This window comes from Bacillus sp. PK3_68 (assembly GCF_003600835.1).
Classification (GTDB): domain Bacteria; phylum Bacillota; class Bacilli; order Bacillales; family Domibacillaceae; genus Pseudobacillus.
The window spans coordinates 4,265,243-4,279,151 of record NZ_NQYC01000001.1 but is presented as its reverse complement, the minus strand read 5'-3'; the positions used below and the strand labels follow the sequence as shown (position 1 = coordinate 4,279,151).

Sequence of the window (13,909 nt, the reverse complement as noted above, 5' to 3'; positions counted from 1 at the left end):
TTCATTTTTGATTCGCCTCCAGCTGTGCCTCATGAATAACTCTCTCTATCACTTTTCTTTTTTCATTTGTGAAACTATCTGTTGTCATCTGACTGTAAAAATCAGCAAAAAGGGCAAGATCAGACTTTTTCTCTTCCCGTTTCATTCCATAGCTTTCTTTTTTGCGCTGATCAATCACATCAATTTGTCTCTCTAAATGAAGAATATTTGGATAAGCTTGCCGAAGCTTGCCCATCGGGTCAATAATTGCTCCACGGTCAAGAAGAGTCACTTTTAAATAATCTTCTGCCGCTTCCTTTTGAACGCGGGCAGGGTCAAGCAGCTCCTCCATCGTTCCCTCCAATGAGCGCATATCTCTCTTTGGACGGAGTGTTTTTTCTTCTATAGAGAGCGCTCCCTTTTCATCAACAGTCACAATCGAAATGCTCTTGCGCTGATTTACCTCGGAAAACGAATATTTCAGCAGAGAGCCCGAATAGCGTACCTTCTCATGTTTTATCGCATCCGGACTATGTAAATGACCGAGCGCCGTATAATGGAAAGGAGCAAACAATCCAGCATCTACACAGCCCGATCCGCCCACCGACAACGTTCTTTCCGACTCTGTTGTCTTTCCACCGAGAACAAAGGCATGGCCGACAAATATGTTCACTTCTCTATAGTCCATCTCTTTTTCCAGCTTGCCTATTAGGCACTTCATGGCATCTTGATGGGTATGAATCGAACTGTCACCAAGCAGCTGCCGGATTGTGCCCGGTTCTGCATAAGGAACACAGTAAAAGTTAACCCCATTAATCCGGACAGGTGAAAATTGATCGTCCACCTTTCCTTTCAAATAAAACTGGCTATTCTGAAACCAGGAGGAACCAAATGAAAGACGTTCTGAACTATCATGGTTCCCAGAAATGGCTACAATCGGTGTCTCCAGCTCCACATTAATTTTGAAAAGCATCTCATTTAACAGCTCTACAGCGCTTGTTGGCGGTACAGATCGATCATATAGGTCACCGGCTATGACAACGGCATCCGGCTTCTCATCTTCTACTATTTTTACAAACTGGTGTAAAACCTCACGCTGCTCTTCTGTCATATAAACTCCATGGACGAGCTTGCCTAAGTGCCAGTCTGCTGTATGTATAAATTTCACTTCTGTCACCTCTAATAAAGTCTCTCTTTTCATAGTATAGGAAATTATAAAGAAAGCAAATTGCTTTTCTTTACAAATAGCTAAATAGTAAATCTTAATTATTATGAAGCCTTTTTACGCTAAAATGATAGGATCATCATTAACTGTTGTATCCATTTTCTCCTTTGTCTATAATTAGTAGCGATAGAAGAAAGACTTGGAGGTTGGCATCATGCTGCAAGGTTGGTTTTCTTATTTCATCCTTTTGTGGGTAATTATTCTGGTCGGCAGTTTCGCGATCGGCGGATTTTTTATGTTTCGCAAGTTTTTAAAACGGCTGCCAAAAGCAGATGGAAAATCAGATATGGACTGGGAAGAATATTATGTTGATCAGACAAGAAGCATGTGGAAGAAGCCGGAAAAAGAACTATTGGAAGAACTCGTCAGTCCCGTTCCTGAACTTTTCCGGGATGTGGCTCGTCAAAAAATCGCTGGAAAAATCGGTGAATTAGCATTAAAAGAAAAAGCGGGAAAGATTACGCAGGATTTAGTAATACGAGGTTATATCATTGCTACTCCAAAGAGGGATCATAAGTTTTTGCGTAAGAAATTAAACGAAATGAAGATGGATTTAACTCCTTACGAACATTTATTTTAAAAAGAGCTTGCGGCATCAAACGCAAGCTCTTTTTTTCATGAAAGCGGATTTCCACCAAGTGAATCTTGATCTAATTTAGTCCGCAAGCTTCGATATTGTCTGTACATAGCAATGCGCCATGGGATGATCATTGAAAAGGCAAGAAGGAAAAACATTCCGCTTAATTGGCCAAGATGAATCGTTGAACTCAGCACAACCTTGCCGACGACCCGAATGATTAGCAGGGTAATTAAAATAATAGGAAACGCTTTTGATCGCTTTAAATAAATATCATCATTACGAATTTCAAAATTTGAAGTTTTAATTAATAAGATCGAAAATAACATCCCTACAACTACGGCTTCCAACAACTCCATAAACGTGACCCGAAACTCCGGTATAATAAACATAAGCGCTCCTGTGCTCATAAAGAGCGGAGGGAGCATAATTTTATTGGCCGATGTCGGTTTCTTAGAGGCCTTCATACGAACAAATATCACTGTAATTCCCATGATTACTGCTAAAACGGATGAAGCAACAAGCATCATCTTCATCATTCCTTATCTTTTACATTTGCTTAGTTATTATAATCAATTTTTTTGGAAAAGACAAAAGCCGCCTCCGTTCAAAACAGCTTAATCTATTAAACGGCGTAATGCCTCATTTACCCGAACCTCATCAAAGGGCTTAGTAACGAAGTCTTTTGCTCCCGCTTCAATCGCTTCCATTACCATCTTTTGCTGCCCCATCGCTGAGCAAATGATAATTTTTGCTTGAGGAAATTCTGATAAGATTCGTTTCGATGCTTTAATACCATTCATAATAGGCATGGTAATGTCCATAATAACGATGTCTGGCCTTAGTTTTCGATATTGTCGTACCGCTTCTTCCCCGTTTTCAGCCTCCCCTAAAACCTGATGGCGCAAATTCGTCAACATATCTATCAGTGTCACTCTCATAAATTTTGTATCGTCTACAACTAATACCCCTGCCACTGGCTTGATGCCCCCTCTTGTCTGGAAAATAATGTAACATATGTCTTTATCCTAAATATACCTGTTTACACAAAAGAAGGCAATCAATAGATAAAGTTAAAATCCAGTAAAGCCGCCAAACAACGGGCTCAAGAAAATAATAATTTTTGTCATCCAATCAAAGAAAAGTACGACTCCCATGACAATCATAATATAACCGCCAACCTTCATAATGATTCCACTGTGGGTGCGAATCCATTTCATGCGGCCGATAAAGAAAGAAAGTATAAAGAACGGAATAGAAAATCCTAGCGTATAGGCAATCATATATAAAAGTCCTGATCCCGGATTGCTTGCCGCAAGAGCAAAAACTGACAATAAAATAGGCCCAGTACACGGTGTCCAACCTGCAGCGAATGCGAGGCCGATTAACAAGGAGCCCAGATAGCCGCTCGGACGATTTTTGAATTCAAGCCGCCGTTCGGTCATCAAAAATTTCGGCTGCAAAATACCCGTCACAACTAAACCGAAAAATACAATAAAGATGGCACCAATCTGTCTAATTAAATCCTGGTACTGAGCCAGTATATTGCCGATAACAGTCGAAGCAAAACCCAATGATATAAATATTAAAGAAAAACCGAGCAGAAAAAACAACGTATGCAGCAAACTTCTTTTTTGCAGCATTTTATTCTCATTTTTTAATTCACTAACGCTCATGCCCGTAATATAAGAAAGAAATGCGGGATAGAGAGGCAAGCAGCATGGTGAAATAAAACTGAGAAACCCTGCTCCAAAAGCTAATAAAAAGTTAAGATCGTTCAATCAAACCTCCTGCCTTTCATTGATATTGTAACAAAGTTTCAAGCAGGAATCGAAAGAAAGAGATATGAATAATTTGTGTCCCCATCCTTCCGAAAAAAGGAAATCCCTCAATTTAAAGTAACTTTGTTTTTGAAAAAAAGTAAAAGATTGGGTATACTAGAGAAACCAACGAACACTGACCTATTATTGCATAGAAAGGACTTTCCGCCGTGCATAAAGACGACTTATTGGATGCTATAGAGAAAAAGCGGTTGGAGCTATTTCACATTGTCACTGTTAAAGGATTAAACTCTCCGCTTGCCGTTAAATGCAGCCAAGAGCTTGATCTTTTGTTAAATGACTACGATCGCAAATACGTTCATTCTTCGGTCCCTCTTTATCAAAAACAAGTACCTAATTAAAAAATGAGCAGAGTCCCAAAAACATCTGCTCATTTTTATGCTTATTTTTACAAAATCTAAAAAATAAAAGCACTCAATAACCGAGCGCCGTTTATTTATTATCAAATTGCTTGTTCATTTGTGCCATCATTTGATTTATTTTTTTCTGCGAAGGCTTTTGGCCCATCTGCATCATCATCATTCGCAGCATTTGTTCATTAATTGGCGGATTCTTTTTTAAATAGTCCATCATGTATTTACGGGCTATAAAAAATCCAAGCGCAACTCCGGCAATCAGAGCCAGAATCCCGACGAGTACATACCACATATACTACTTCCTCCTTCATGTCGTCTACTAAAAGTTTACTAAACCAAAGGATATTATACAACATGAAAGAGAAATTTTCTTTACTTAAATAAATTTTCTTTCCTGATCGGCTCGAGCCAGCCATAATTCTTTCGTTCGAAATCAACAGCGAAGAGACAAGCATTCAACTTTTTTAAGGAATAAAAGAAAACGGTCTCCGCTTCGTAACTTCCCCGTGCCTTCAAGTGAAGGCATTTCGCCTCAGCGGACAAAACGGCTTTCCCCTTCTTTTCTGGAAGTTCAATCGTAAAAAGGTTGTTTTTTTCAACCGCAAAGCTGTCTTTACCCATTAACGCTTCTTTCAAAATAGAGGCGAGGGATCGCATCGAAAATTCTTTTGTAATATATTGAATTTGCTTTTCCACTATATTCTTCTCACTTTTTTGTCCGATAGAGCTTTCAAAAAATAACTGAAAAAAGTTCTGTTCACGCCCGTAAAAATAATGAGCGAATTCTTCTCCGATCCAGTAAATTTGATAGCTTCTCATTTACTTTTACCTCCTGCTTGTCCTTTTCCTTATTATAAGAAAGAACCATCGTCAAGGTTGTTGAATTTTGGAAAAAACGTTCACTAGTTTTGTCGATTGGGTCAGAATGGCACGCGATTCAAATCTATATTCACTTTTCAACACAAAAAAAAGCCGGGGTTGCTTTACAGCTACCCCAGCCTTTCTCATGTATCTTCTTATTTATTGAACAGTTCTTTTGCCCGTGAAACTACATGTTCAACTGTAAAACCATATTCAGTCATCACTTTATTTCCAGGAGCGGAAGCGCCAAATCGGTCAATAGCGATAATCTCGCCTTCATCTCCTGTGTAACGTTCCCATCCAAGGGAAGAGCCCATTTCAATCGCAAGGCGCTTTTTCACTTCTTTTGGAAGAACAGAGCGCTTATATTCCTGACTTTGTTTCTCAAAGCGATCCCATGACGGCATGCTGACAACAGACGCATGGATGCCTTCCTGCTGGAGAGCTTTTTGTGCTTCCACCGCTAAGCTCACTTCCGATCCGGTAGCCAGCAACAGCAAGTCTGCCTGCTCTTTTTCGGCTGCTGAAATAACATAAGCCCCTTTTGACACTCCTTCTGTCGCTGTTTCGGAAGTGCCTCGAATAGTCGGCAAGTTTTGACGAGTCAGCACAAGCACAGTCGGTGTTGATTCCGAAGAAACAGCCAACTTCCAAGCAGCAGCTGTCTCATTCGCATCCGCCGGGCGGACAACCGAAAGATTCGGCATGGAGCGAAGAGCGGATAAATGCTCAATCGGCTCATGCGTCGGTCCGTCTTCTCCCACCGCAATACTATCATGAGTAAACACATAAGTAACAGGCAGCCCCATCAAAGCTGATAGACGGATCGCCGGACGTACGTAATCGGAGAATACGAAGAATGTTCCGCCGAACACTTGCAGACCGCCGTGAAGCGCCATTCCGTTCATCGCCGCTCCCATTGCAAACTCCCGTACGCCAAACCAAATGTTACGGCCTTCATAAGCAACAGGTGAGAAGTCTTTTTCATTTTTTATGGTTGTTTTATTAGAGCCGGCCAAATCAGCAGATCCGCCGATGAAAGTTGGAAGGTTCCTTGCAATCGCATTTAATACTTCTCCTGATGAAGCCCGGCTTGCTAACGATTTACCTTCTTCGTAAGATGGGATATCTTTGTCCCATCCTTCGGCTAACTCTCCGTTTATCGCAGCCTGAAGCTGCTGGCCAAGTTCAGGGAATTGCTTTTTATATTCTTCAAACAGCTGGTTCCAATCCTGCTCAACAGCTTGGCCTTTTTGAACAATCAGTTCTTCAAAACGGCCGTATACTTCCTCAGGCACGTGAAAATCCTGCTCAAATGTCCATTTGTAATACTCTTTTGTCAGCTTCATTTCATCTTCGCCAAGCGGCGCTCCATGTACGTCTGACTTACCGGATTTATTAGGTGAGCCATATCCGATAACTGTTTTTACTTCAATCAGTGTTGGCCGTGATTCGTCTTTTTGCGCTTCTTCAATCGCTCTGGAGATCTCTTCCATGTCATTTCCGTCTTCAACACGGAGATACTGCCATCCATAGGCTTTAAAGCGGTCTTTCACACTTTCAGAGAAGGACTTATCAAGATCGCCATCAAGAGAAATATCATTGGAATCATATAAAGCAATTAAACGGCCGAGCTTTAGATGACCTGCAAGGGAAGCTGCTTCGGAAGCCACACCTTCCATTAAGTCTCCATCACCGCAAAGTGTGTATGTATAATGATTGACTACGTTATATTGGTCCTTATTATAGACGGCAGCTAAGTGTCTCTCTGCCATTGCCATTCCAACTGCCATAGCAATCCCTTGGCCAAGAGGACCGGTCGTTGCTTCTACACCGTCCGTGTGTCCGTATTCTGGATGTCCTGGTGTTTTACTGCCCCATTGGCGGAAATTTTTAATTTCATCCATTGATAAATCATAGCCCGATAAATGCAGAAGGCTATATAACAGCATAGACCCGTGTCCTGCTGACAAAACGAAACGGTCACGGTTAAACCATTTTGAATTTTTCGGGTTGTGGTTCATGTAACGGCTCCACAATGTATAAGCCATTGGAGCAGCTCCCATCGGCAGACCCGGATGCCCAGAATTCGCTTTTTCAATCGCATCTATAGAAAGTGTGCGGATCGTATTCACTGCTAATTGATCAACTGTATCAAACATGGAAAACTCCCTTTCCTTACAAATATTGTTCCTTCTTAATATATAGGTCTTTATCAAAATATACAAGATGTCTGAGAAGATCTATTATTTGTCATTTTCTTTTCCGTTTACTCCATATAAAAAAGCCAGCGTTTGCCGGCTCATTAATGCATTCTTTTACGTTTTTGAATGTCTTTAATTTTTTCAGGTGTCACTTCATTGCCTTCAGGATCAAAAATACGCACCGATTCCACTGTATTTTTCATGGACGAGCGAAAAGCACGTAAGTATTCTTGGCGCAGGCTTGTCTGCTCTGCTTGTTCCTCTGCGGACAGCCCTTCAGTTTTTGATTTCTTGGAAAGCTCATTAATACGAGCTAGTTTATCTTGAGAAAGCATAGATGGGGTTACTGCCAATTCGTTATAAATCAGCAGACTCTCCTTTCTTTTTCTTTAATATATTCTTACCTTTATTTTATTAAAAGGGAAAGGAATAAACAAGAAAGATGCCTATTCAAGATCTTTATCCGCCTGTTCAACATACTCTTTAAATCGTCTGTGAACTGTCGCCTTAGATACCCGATAACCAAAGCCGTTTAAAGTAGCAGCTATTTCTTCGAAAGTAAGGTTATTGCGGCGTAGACGGACAATTTCTTCCATCGGCACTTCCTTCCTCTCTCTTCCGGCTGGGTTTCCTCTATTCTTTAAATTGTCTTCAGGTCGAAAACCGTTTTCTACCGCCCGTTTCATTCCTCGCTTGATTTTTAAATTATGAATCTTCCGCTGGTATTCTTCTACCATGCTAACAATTTGAATAACCATTGAATCTGATTCTGACAGCTGCAGTTCTCCATCATCAGCGATGCTAAATACTTTTACTCCCTCTTTAAACAAGCAGTGCAGCAAAGCAATTTTAGCATTGCCTCGTCCAATTCGTGTTTCATCCTGAATCAGTACAGCATCAATCGATTCCTTTTTCACTAGATCTAGCAAATCAAGTATTCCCGGCCGATCTAATTCATAGCCACTCACTTGCTCTTTAATCACTGCTGCCACTTCACATCCTTTTCGGAAGGCAAGGCTGAGCAGTTCTTCCTCTTGCCGTTGAAGCGACGTTTCCTGTGTTTCTTTTTTTGTGCTTACACGGCAATATATAATAGCTTTCACTTGAAATTACTCTCCTTTAAAAGCGATCTGGCCGCCAGTATGAGATGAATGCGAAGTAATGGGAATAACGAGAGTGTCTCCCGGTAATATTTTAACGGAATGCAGCTTGTTCTCTTTTTGTATCCACATGATAAAGTCCTCTTCTTCCATTTCCTTGCTGTTATTATACTGTCTGGCAATGCTCCAGAGAGAGTCCCCTTCCCGTACGGTGATTTCTTCGTAAGGAAGACGTTTCTCACTCACATTAAAGATCAGCATGCTTCCTGCCATAATTGTAACAGCCATAAATAACAGAACAAAAGAATTCTTTTTAACAAACACTTTCATCATTCAACATCCCCTTCAAGCGAATACTCGTTCGTATATTTATCTTTATTTTAATAGGAACATTTGTTTGAGTCAAGATTTCATTCGAACTTATGTTTGTATCCTAAAAAGTGACATGTTATAATACAGAAAAGAGATAATCTAAGAGGTGCAGACAAATGACAAAATTATCGAAGAGGCAGCAAGATATTTTGGACTTCATCAAGCTTGAAGTTAAAGCAAAAGGCTATCCTCCTTCCGTGCGCGAGATCGGGGAAGCAGTTGGATTGGCATCCAGCTCCACTGTCCATGGCCATCTTTCTCGTCTGGAGAGCAAAGGACTGATCCGCCGCGATCCAACGAAACCACGCGCGATCGAAATATTGGAATTGGAAGAAAGCGTACCGAGACAAAAAGTAGTAAGTGTGCCATTAATCGGGAAAGTAACAGCCGGAATGCCTATTACCGCCATCGAAAATATTGAAGAATATTTTCCTTTACCGGAGCGGCTTGCACCTGCCGATGACAATGTATTTATGCTGGAAATCATGGGCGACAGTATGATTGAAGCCGGCATTCTAAATGGTGATTATGTCGTCGTACGCCAGCAACAGACAGCCAAAAATGGCGAAATAGTTGTAGCGATGACCGAGGAAAACGAAGCCACCGTTAAACGCTTTTTTAAAGAAAAAGACTTTATTCGCCTTCAACCTGAAAATTCATCCATGGAACCAATTATTCTGTCGTCTGCTACTATTCTTGGCAAAGTGATTGGCGTCTACCGGGATATCCATTAACTGCCGGACAAACTCCTTTCTGCTCTATTGTGCGGAAAGGAGTTTTAACTTTTTTGCAAGAGTAATAGAAGCAGTTAACCTATCATATGACGAGCCTAAAGAAGATATGATTGTTTAATGAGAAAAGCCATTCACCGAACAACAATCGAAAGTTCCATTGCTAGATTAAAAGCAAGAGAGTCAGAGTCTCTTCAACCACCAAAAACCCCTGGACCTTTATAGGCCAGAGGCAGAAAAAATTGATGATTGAGTTCCCCACTTACGCAATAATGCCACGTTCATTCTCAAACTGTTTATATTGTTCCTCCTTCATAATCTTCTTTAAAATCTGCACCGCTTTCCACACCTCTTCATACGTGTTATATAAAGGGACTGGAGCAAGCCTGATCCCATGAGGGGCTCGAAAATCTGGAATAACTCCATTCACTTTTAACGCCTTACAAATTCGTGCAGCTTCTTTATGCTCCAAATAAATGTGACCGCCCCGTCTCTTGTCTTCCAAGGGATTCCCTATCTTAAAACCGGCTTCGCTCAGTTCTTCTGAAGTGAGCTCGATCATATAACGCGTCATACATAAAGACTTTTTTCGGAGGTTCTCTATACCCGCCTCTTCAAAGAGTTGGAGTGAACCGATCAATGGAGCAATACTTAATATATGAGGTGTGCCGATCTGATAGGCTCCTGCCGCTTCTGCCGGCGTGAACGTATGCTCCATATCAAATTGTTTCTCTTTGTTGGAACCAAACCATCCGGCAAGACCTGGCAGCTTGCCAAAATGTTTTTTATTTACATATAATCCACCGGCACTGCCCGGACCGCTATTTAAATATTTATAATGGCACCAAACCGCAAAGTCTACTTCCCATTCGTTCAATTGGTGTTCAATTGCTCCAATTGAATGACACAGGTCGAAGCCAATTAAAATGTTGCGTTTATGGGCTTCTTTCGTTATGCGCTTTATGTCAAGAATTTGCCCGCTCCGGTAAAGAATGCTCGGCAAGACGATTAAAGCCACCTCTTCTGTCATTGCTTCAATCACATCTTCTTCTTCAATAAGACGCCCATCGCGGCTTTGTACGCGAATCAAGTGATCCTCTGGATGATAGCCTTTCAGCTGAATCTGGCTTCGTAGCGCATAGATATCAGAAGGAAACGTAAGTTCATCTGCCAGTATTTTTGTTCGTTTGCCTTCCGGCTCATAAAAGGTGGCAATCATCTGATGCAGATTCGTTGTTGTGGAACCAGTCACTATTACCTCCTCAGGCCGTGCCCCAACTAACGATGCCAGCTTCCCACCAAGCCGCTCCGAGAGGTCATACCAAGGATAACCCCCTTTTGTCCACCCATCAATTCCGAACTGTTTCCACGAATCTAGCAACTCTAACAACGATTTTTCTGATCGTCTGGACAGTAATCCTAACGAATTACCATCAAGATAAATGATTCCTTCTTGAATATAAAATTCGTTGCGAAAGGATGCCAGCTCATCCTGTTGATCAAGCTTGCAGGCATATTCCTGAGAAGAATCAAACTGCTTTTTACCCATTTGTCCATCCCCTCTATTCTCTATATTCATTCTTCCAATTTCTACTATAACGATAAATGATTAGCCCGTCACTTATTCTTAAAAACATAAAAACCTTTGTGTATTAAGCAATAAAGAGTAATAAAATAATTTAAAGTTACTCTAAAGTAAGATAGGTTATTTAGGTCATTAGTTGCATAAATTTCCATCCTCATGAGATAATAGAGGTAAAACAGGAGTAAATTTATATATCAATATTAATTTTAGAGTCTTTATTACTAGCTTTCCTTCTTTTAATTTATCCTTTCTTCGACGTTAAATACACAAAACCGTTAAAGGAGAGAAAAGATACCCTTTCGAGAGTAAGATTCTTTAAATTTGCCATTTATTCAGAATGGACGATTGTAGCAGCAATCCTTCTCATGATAGTAATGACAAAAATAACGTTTAAAGATATGGGAATAACCCTTCCGCAGCAACCCCATTCAGAAGCGCTCGGCATGATCTTCGGCTTTCTGGCAGGCCTCTTTATTTTACTATTTGTTCTAATGAAAATACCGGCTTATCAACAACGCTTAAACAAGCAAACAGCAGACATCGACTACTTATTGCCCACAATTAAACAAGAAAGAAGATTATCTATCTTCGTTGCTATAACGGCAGGTGTTTGCGAGGAAATTATTTACAGGGGGTTTGTTATTCATTACCTGTCGAGTCTGCCAATTGACATTCAACCAATGTATATAATCATTATCTCTGCCGTTATTTTTGGATTTGGGCACATTTATCAAGGCTGGAAAGGCTTCTTGCTTACCGGGTTCATTGGTTTTATTTTTGCCCGTACTTATTTAGCTACCGGCTCCCTTTTATTCCCAATCCTTCTTCACATCGTCATCGATATGCGGTCTTTTTTATTTGTTAAGCCCTTGCCTAAAGAAAGCCAAACAACTTTTACAAGAAACATTTAACTGTACAAAAAGCCCTTGATTTTGTCTGTATCAAGGGCTAAAAAGATTAATGTATTTTCAATATATCGGCATTCTTCCTCGGTGAGCTTATCTGTCGTAGATGGCTTAAACTTTGTAAATCTGCTTTTCTTTGCTTTCTTAAATATGCTTTTTGGTCCTCCATGAATAATAGGGCCAGGGCTTTTATTTTTACTATCAACTAATTCGGAAAAATAAGGGCTCCGAGCAAATCTGACATGCCCTTTTTTAATACGCTCATACCTTAAAAGCAGTGTTGCCCTATCTAACGATTCTTCAAATCATTATTTAGGGATTTTTGCCGTCCTTTTTTGTCATTCATCCTTTCCAATTGGATTTTATTCTGCCCCCGACGTTCAGCATCTTTTTTAAATGCTTCCATCGCTTTGATGCAAAGAAGATTCATTCATTACGCCTCCTTTATTTCTATTGAATTTGCTTCTACACCTGGCAGGAATAGACTCCTCAAAAAGTCAGCATAACAAGAGGCCATACTGTCGAAAAGCGTATGGCCACTTCTCGCTAGAGCGCTAAAAATAATAAGAAATGTACGGCAAGATCGAAGAAAAAGGACCAAAAAATTACTCTTCCCACGCTCGGGTAATTCCTCTGAATGATTGCCAAACAGACAGCTAGAAAAAATTAGTGCTCTGTTCCATCCCTCCGATCTTTTTGGTTTATGTTTTCCCTGTTCCTATTCAAAAAAACATAAACTACCACCAACCGTTATTTCTACATTCAGTTTCATCCCCTTGTTTAACCACCCAACCCTCTAGTTCATCAAACGTGCTTACACCTTCTAGTGAACGAACCACTCTACTCTCCTCATTTTTATCGTTAATAGCTATACTCCTACATCAAATTATAATCCTCCAAAAAATAACAATAAAAAGCTGTTTCATAAGCTAATCACTAACTTTTCAAAAAGTTTTATGGGATAATAGATTAACAGCATTTAACAAAACTTACATTCCTAGATAAGAGAGGTGGATGATTTGGCCTTACAATATCAAGAACATGGCGATGAGAGCGCTCCTTTGATGCTATTTTTACATGGTGGTGGGGTAAGTGGTTGGATGTGGGATAAACAAGTTCAATACTTCGCCCATTATCATTGCATTGTTCCAGATTTACCTGAACACGGGCTAAACAATCACAAAATTAATTTCTCCATAAAGACTAGTGCAGTAGAATTGATCCAATTAATCGAGAAAAAAGCAGGGACGAAGAAAGTAATTTTAATTGGGTTTTCTCTGGGTTCTCAAGTTATCATTCAACTATTAAGTATGAAACCAGATTTAATTGATTTTGCCATAATAAATAGTGCTGTTGTCAGACCCATTCCATACGCTAAAAAACTAATTCGACCTACTATCAGATTATCCTTTCCATTAATTAAAAATAGATGGTTTTCACAATTACAAGCAAAACCATTATATATAAGCAAAGACTACTTTGAAAAATATTATGAAGAAAGTTGTCAAATGAAGCCTGACACTCTTGTGAGAGTATTAGAAGAAAACACATCGTTTGGGATACCTGCAGATTTTAAAAAGGCAAATGGAAAAATATTAGTTACTGTAGGCGAGAAGGAAAAAGCCATCATGAAAAAATCCGCAAAGGATATTGTAGATGCTAATTCTCATTGCATAGGTATAGGTATACCTAATATTGGACATGGAGCGCCTTTGGCAATGCCTGACTTCTTTAATCGCATGGTAGAAACATGGATAAATGAGGATGGTTTACCACAGGATTGTATAGTGATAAGCTGATGTTTGTTTGATATTGCCTGTATGATTAGTAAAAAATAAAAGTTCTAATCATTATAAAATCCTGCGTTTTGTGTATTTCAAATAAAAAATCAACCATATTTAATCCATCTAAATAAAAGCCCTCATCCAACTAAGGACAGGGGCTTTATTCTACTATTCTTTTGCTGCCTTTCTCCAGTCGATGATGCCTTGATGATGTGATAGATCAGCGGTTTTTGTCATAAGTCTATCCCCTTTGAATGTTCTTCTCTTTTGTTCCCTAACTTAAATAATTCAACTGCTGAGAGTCTGGATAAGCCACTCGCCCATAAGCGATAACCTAACTCTAAATCAGTAAGGGACGTGGCTGCCAATACTATGACTAGTCTAATGAA

17 protein-coding genes are annotated in these 13,909 nt (G+C 39.9%); 5 read left to right on the top strand and 12 right to left on the bottom strand.

The window, feature by feature from the left end:
* Nucleotide 1: 1 nt before the first annotated feature.
* Nucleotides 2–1,147: an exonuclease SbcCD subunit D gene (locus tag CJ483_RS21425; RefSeq protein ID WP_120037457.1), complete on the bottom strand. Its 1,146-nt coding sequence runs from the start codon at nucleotides 1,145–1,147 to the stop codon at nucleotides 2–4.
* Nucleotides 1,148–1,358: 211 nt separating this feature from the next.
* On the opposite strand from CJ483_RS21425, the gene CJ483_RS21420 reads away from it, so the two are divergent.
* The gene (locus tag CJ483_RS21420) at nucleotides 1,359–1,784 is read left to right on the top strand and encodes a DUF2621 domain-containing protein (RefSeq protein ID WP_120037455.1); all 426 of its coding nucleotides are present in this window, start codon (nucleotides 1,359–1,361) and stop codon (nucleotides 1,782–1,784) included.
* Nucleotides 1,785–1,819: 35 nt separating this feature from the next.
* On the opposite strand, the gene CJ483_RS21415 is transcribed toward CJ483_RS21420, so the two are convergent.
* The 3 genes from CJ483_RS21415 to CJ483_RS21405 form a co-directional block, all read right to left on the bottom strand.
* Nucleotides 1,820–2,308 (bottom strand): CcdC family protein, encoded by a 489-nt coding sequence (locus tag CJ483_RS21415; RefSeq protein ID WP_182917177.1) that lies wholly within the window; start codon nucleotides 2,306–2,308, stop codon nucleotides 1,820–1,822.
* Nucleotides 2,309–2,398: 90 nt separating this feature from the next.
* Nucleotides 2,399–2,758, bottom strand: coding sequence for a response regulator (locus CJ483_RS21410; RefSeq protein WP_120037451.1), 360 nt, complete (start codon nucleotides 2,756–2,758; stop codon nucleotides 2,399–2,401).
* Nucleotides 2,759–2,854: 96 nt separating this feature from the next.
* Complete coding sequence (locus CJ483_RS21405) at nucleotides 2,855–3,562, bottom strand: cytochrome c biogenesis CcdA family protein (RefSeq protein ID WP_120037449.1); 708 nt, start codon at nucleotides 3,560–3,562, stop codon at nucleotides 2,855–2,857.
* 209 nt (nucleotides 3,563–3,771) lie between these two features.
* Between CJ483_RS21405 and CJ483_RS21400 the strand changes: the two genes are divergently transcribed.
* A complete protein-coding gene (locus tag CJ483_RS21400) occupies nucleotides 3,772–3,963 on the top strand; it encodes an aspartyl-phosphate phosphatase Spo0E family protein (RefSeq protein WP_120037447.1) in 192 nt (63 codons plus the stop codon).
* A gap of 91 nt (nucleotides 3,964–4,054) precedes the next feature.
* Here the strand turns inward: CJ483_RS21400 and CJ483_RS21395 are convergent, their stop codons facing one another.
* The 6 genes from CJ483_RS21395 to yneA all read right to left on the bottom strand — a co-directional run bounded on the left by CJ483_RS21395 (nucleotide 4,055) and on the right by yneA (nucleotide 8,476).
* Complete coding sequence (locus tag CJ483_RS21395; protein ID WP_120037445.1) at nucleotides 4,055–4,270, bottom strand: YneF family protein; 216 nt, start codon at nucleotides 4,268–4,270, stop codon at nucleotides 4,055–4,057.
* A gap of 80 nt (nucleotides 4,271–4,350) precedes the next feature.
* Nucleotides 4,351–4,797: a sporulation inhibitor of replication protein SirA gene (gene sirA, locus CJ483_RS21390; RefSeq protein WP_120037443.1), complete on the bottom strand. Its 447-nt coding sequence runs from the start codon at nucleotides 4,795–4,797 to the stop codon at nucleotides 4,351–4,353.
* A 197-nt stretch (nucleotides 4,798–4,994) separates the two neighbouring features.
* On the bottom strand, nucleotides 4,995–7,001 hold the full coding sequence (tkt, locus tag CJ483_RS21385) for a transketolase (protein WP_120037441.1): 2,007 nt from the start codon (nucleotides 6,999–7,001) through the stop codon (nucleotides 4,995–4,997).
* Nucleotides 7,002–7,144: 143 nt separating this feature from the next.
* Nucleotides 7,145–7,378 carry a DUF896 domain-containing protein gene (locus tag CJ483_RS21380; protein ID WP_120038197.1) on the bottom strand — a complete coding sequence of 78 codons (234 nt, stop codon included), beginning with the start codon at nucleotides 7,376–7,378 and terminating at the stop codon, nucleotides 7,145–7,147.
* A 111-nt stretch (nucleotides 7,379–7,489) separates the two neighbouring features.
* The gene (locus CJ483_RS21375; RefSeq protein ID WP_120037439.1) at nucleotides 7,490–8,146 is read right to left on the bottom strand and encodes a YneB family resolvase-like protein; all 657 of its coding nucleotides are present in this window, start codon (nucleotides 8,144–8,146) and stop codon (nucleotides 7,490–7,492) included.
* Nucleotides 8,147–8,152: 6 nt separating this feature from the next.
* The gene (gene yneA, locus CJ483_RS21370) at nucleotides 8,153–8,476 is read right to left on the bottom strand and encodes a cell division suppressor protein YneA (RefSeq protein ID WP_120037437.1); all 324 of its coding nucleotides are present in this window, start codon (nucleotides 8,474–8,476) and stop codon (nucleotides 8,153–8,155) included.
* A gap of 155 nt (nucleotides 8,477–8,631) precedes the next feature.
* On the opposite strand from yneA, the gene lexA reads away from it, so the two are divergent.
* Nucleotides 8,632–9,249, top strand: a complete 618-nt coding sequence (gene lexA, locus CJ483_RS21365; RefSeq protein WP_120037435.1) for a transcriptional repressor LexA — start codon at nucleotides 8,632–8,634, stop codon at nucleotides 9,247–9,249.
* A 259-nt stretch (nucleotides 9,250–9,508) separates the two neighbouring features.
* On the opposite strand, the gene kynU is transcribed toward lexA, so the two are convergent.
* On the bottom strand, nucleotides 9,509–10,795 hold the full coding sequence (kynU, locus tag CJ483_RS21360; protein WP_120037433.1) for a kynureninase: 1,287 nt from the start codon (nucleotides 10,793–10,795) through the stop codon (nucleotides 9,509–9,511).
* A 401-nt stretch (nucleotides 10,796–11,196) separates the two neighbouring features.
* Here kynU and CJ483_RS21355 point away from each other — a divergent pair, with 401 nt between their 5' ends.
* Nucleotides 11,197–11,742 (top strand): CPBP family intramembrane glutamic endopeptidase, encoded by a 546-nt coding sequence (locus tag CJ483_RS21355; protein WP_120037431.1) that lies wholly within the window; start codon nucleotides 11,197–11,199, stop codon nucleotides 11,740–11,742.
* 283 nt (nucleotides 11,743–12,025) lie between these two features.
* On the opposite strand, the gene CJ483_RS24675 is transcribed toward CJ483_RS21355, so the two are convergent.
* Nucleotides 12,026–12,166 carry a hypothetical protein gene (locus CJ483_RS24675; protein ID WP_182917123.1) on the bottom strand — a complete coding sequence of 47 codons (141 nt, stop codon included), beginning with the start codon at nucleotides 12,164–12,166 and terminating at the stop codon, nucleotides 12,026–12,028.
* Nucleotides 12,167–12,755: 589 nt separating this feature from the next.
* On the opposite strand from CJ483_RS24675, the gene CJ483_RS21350 reads away from it, so the two are divergent.
* Nucleotides 12,756–13,535: an alpha/beta fold hydrolase gene (locus tag CJ483_RS21350; RefSeq protein ID WP_120037429.1), complete on the top strand. Its 780-nt coding sequence runs from the start codon at nucleotides 12,756–12,758 to the stop codon at nucleotides 13,533–13,535.
* Nucleotides 13,536–13,909 lie beyond the last annotated feature (374 nt).

Bases quoted from the DNA above. Each gene is read 5' to 3' on its own strand.
- CJ483_RS21355 (WP_120037431.1), top strand. From the start codon at position 11,197: ATGATAGTAATGACAAAAATAACGTTTAAAGATATGGGAATAACCCTT.
- CJ483_RS24675 (WP_182917123.1), bottom strand. From the start codon at position 12,166: ATGAATCTTCTTTGCATCAAAGCGATGGAAGCATTTAAAAAAGATGCT.
- sirA (WP_120037443.1), bottom strand. From the start codon at position 4,797: ATGAGAAGCTATCAAATTTACTGGATCGGAGAAGAATTCGCTCATTAT.
- CJ483_RS21420 (WP_120037455.1), top strand. From the start codon at position 1,359: ATGCTGCAAGGTTGGTTTTCTTATTTCATCCTTTTGTGGGTAATTATT.
- yneA (WP_120037437.1), bottom strand. From the start codon at position 8,476: ATGATGAAAGTGTTTGTTAAAAAGAATTCTTTTGTTCTGTTATTTATG.
- CJ483_RS21395 (WP_120037445.1), bottom strand. From the start codon at position 4,270: ATGTGGTATGTACTCGTCGGGATTCTGGCTCTGATTGCCGGAGTTGCG.
- CJ483_RS21380 (WP_120038197.1), bottom strand. From the start codon at position 7,378: ATGCTTTCTCAAGATAAACTAGCTCGTATTAATGAGCTTTCCAAGAAA.
- CJ483_RS21415 (WP_182917177.1), bottom strand. From the start codon at position 2,308: ATGCTTGTTGCTTCATCCGTTTTAGCAGTAATCATGGGAATTACAGTG.
- tkt (WP_120037441.1), bottom strand. From the start codon at position 7,001: ATGTTTGATACAGTTGATCAATTAGCAGTGAATACGATCCGCACACTT.
- lexA (WP_120037435.1), top strand. From the start codon at position 8,632: ATGACAAAATTATCGAAGAGGCAGCAAGATATTTTGGACTTCATCAAG.
- kynU (WP_120037433.1), bottom strand. From the start codon at position 10,795: ATGGGTAAAAAGCAGTTTGATTCTTCTCAGGAATATGCCTGCAAGCTT.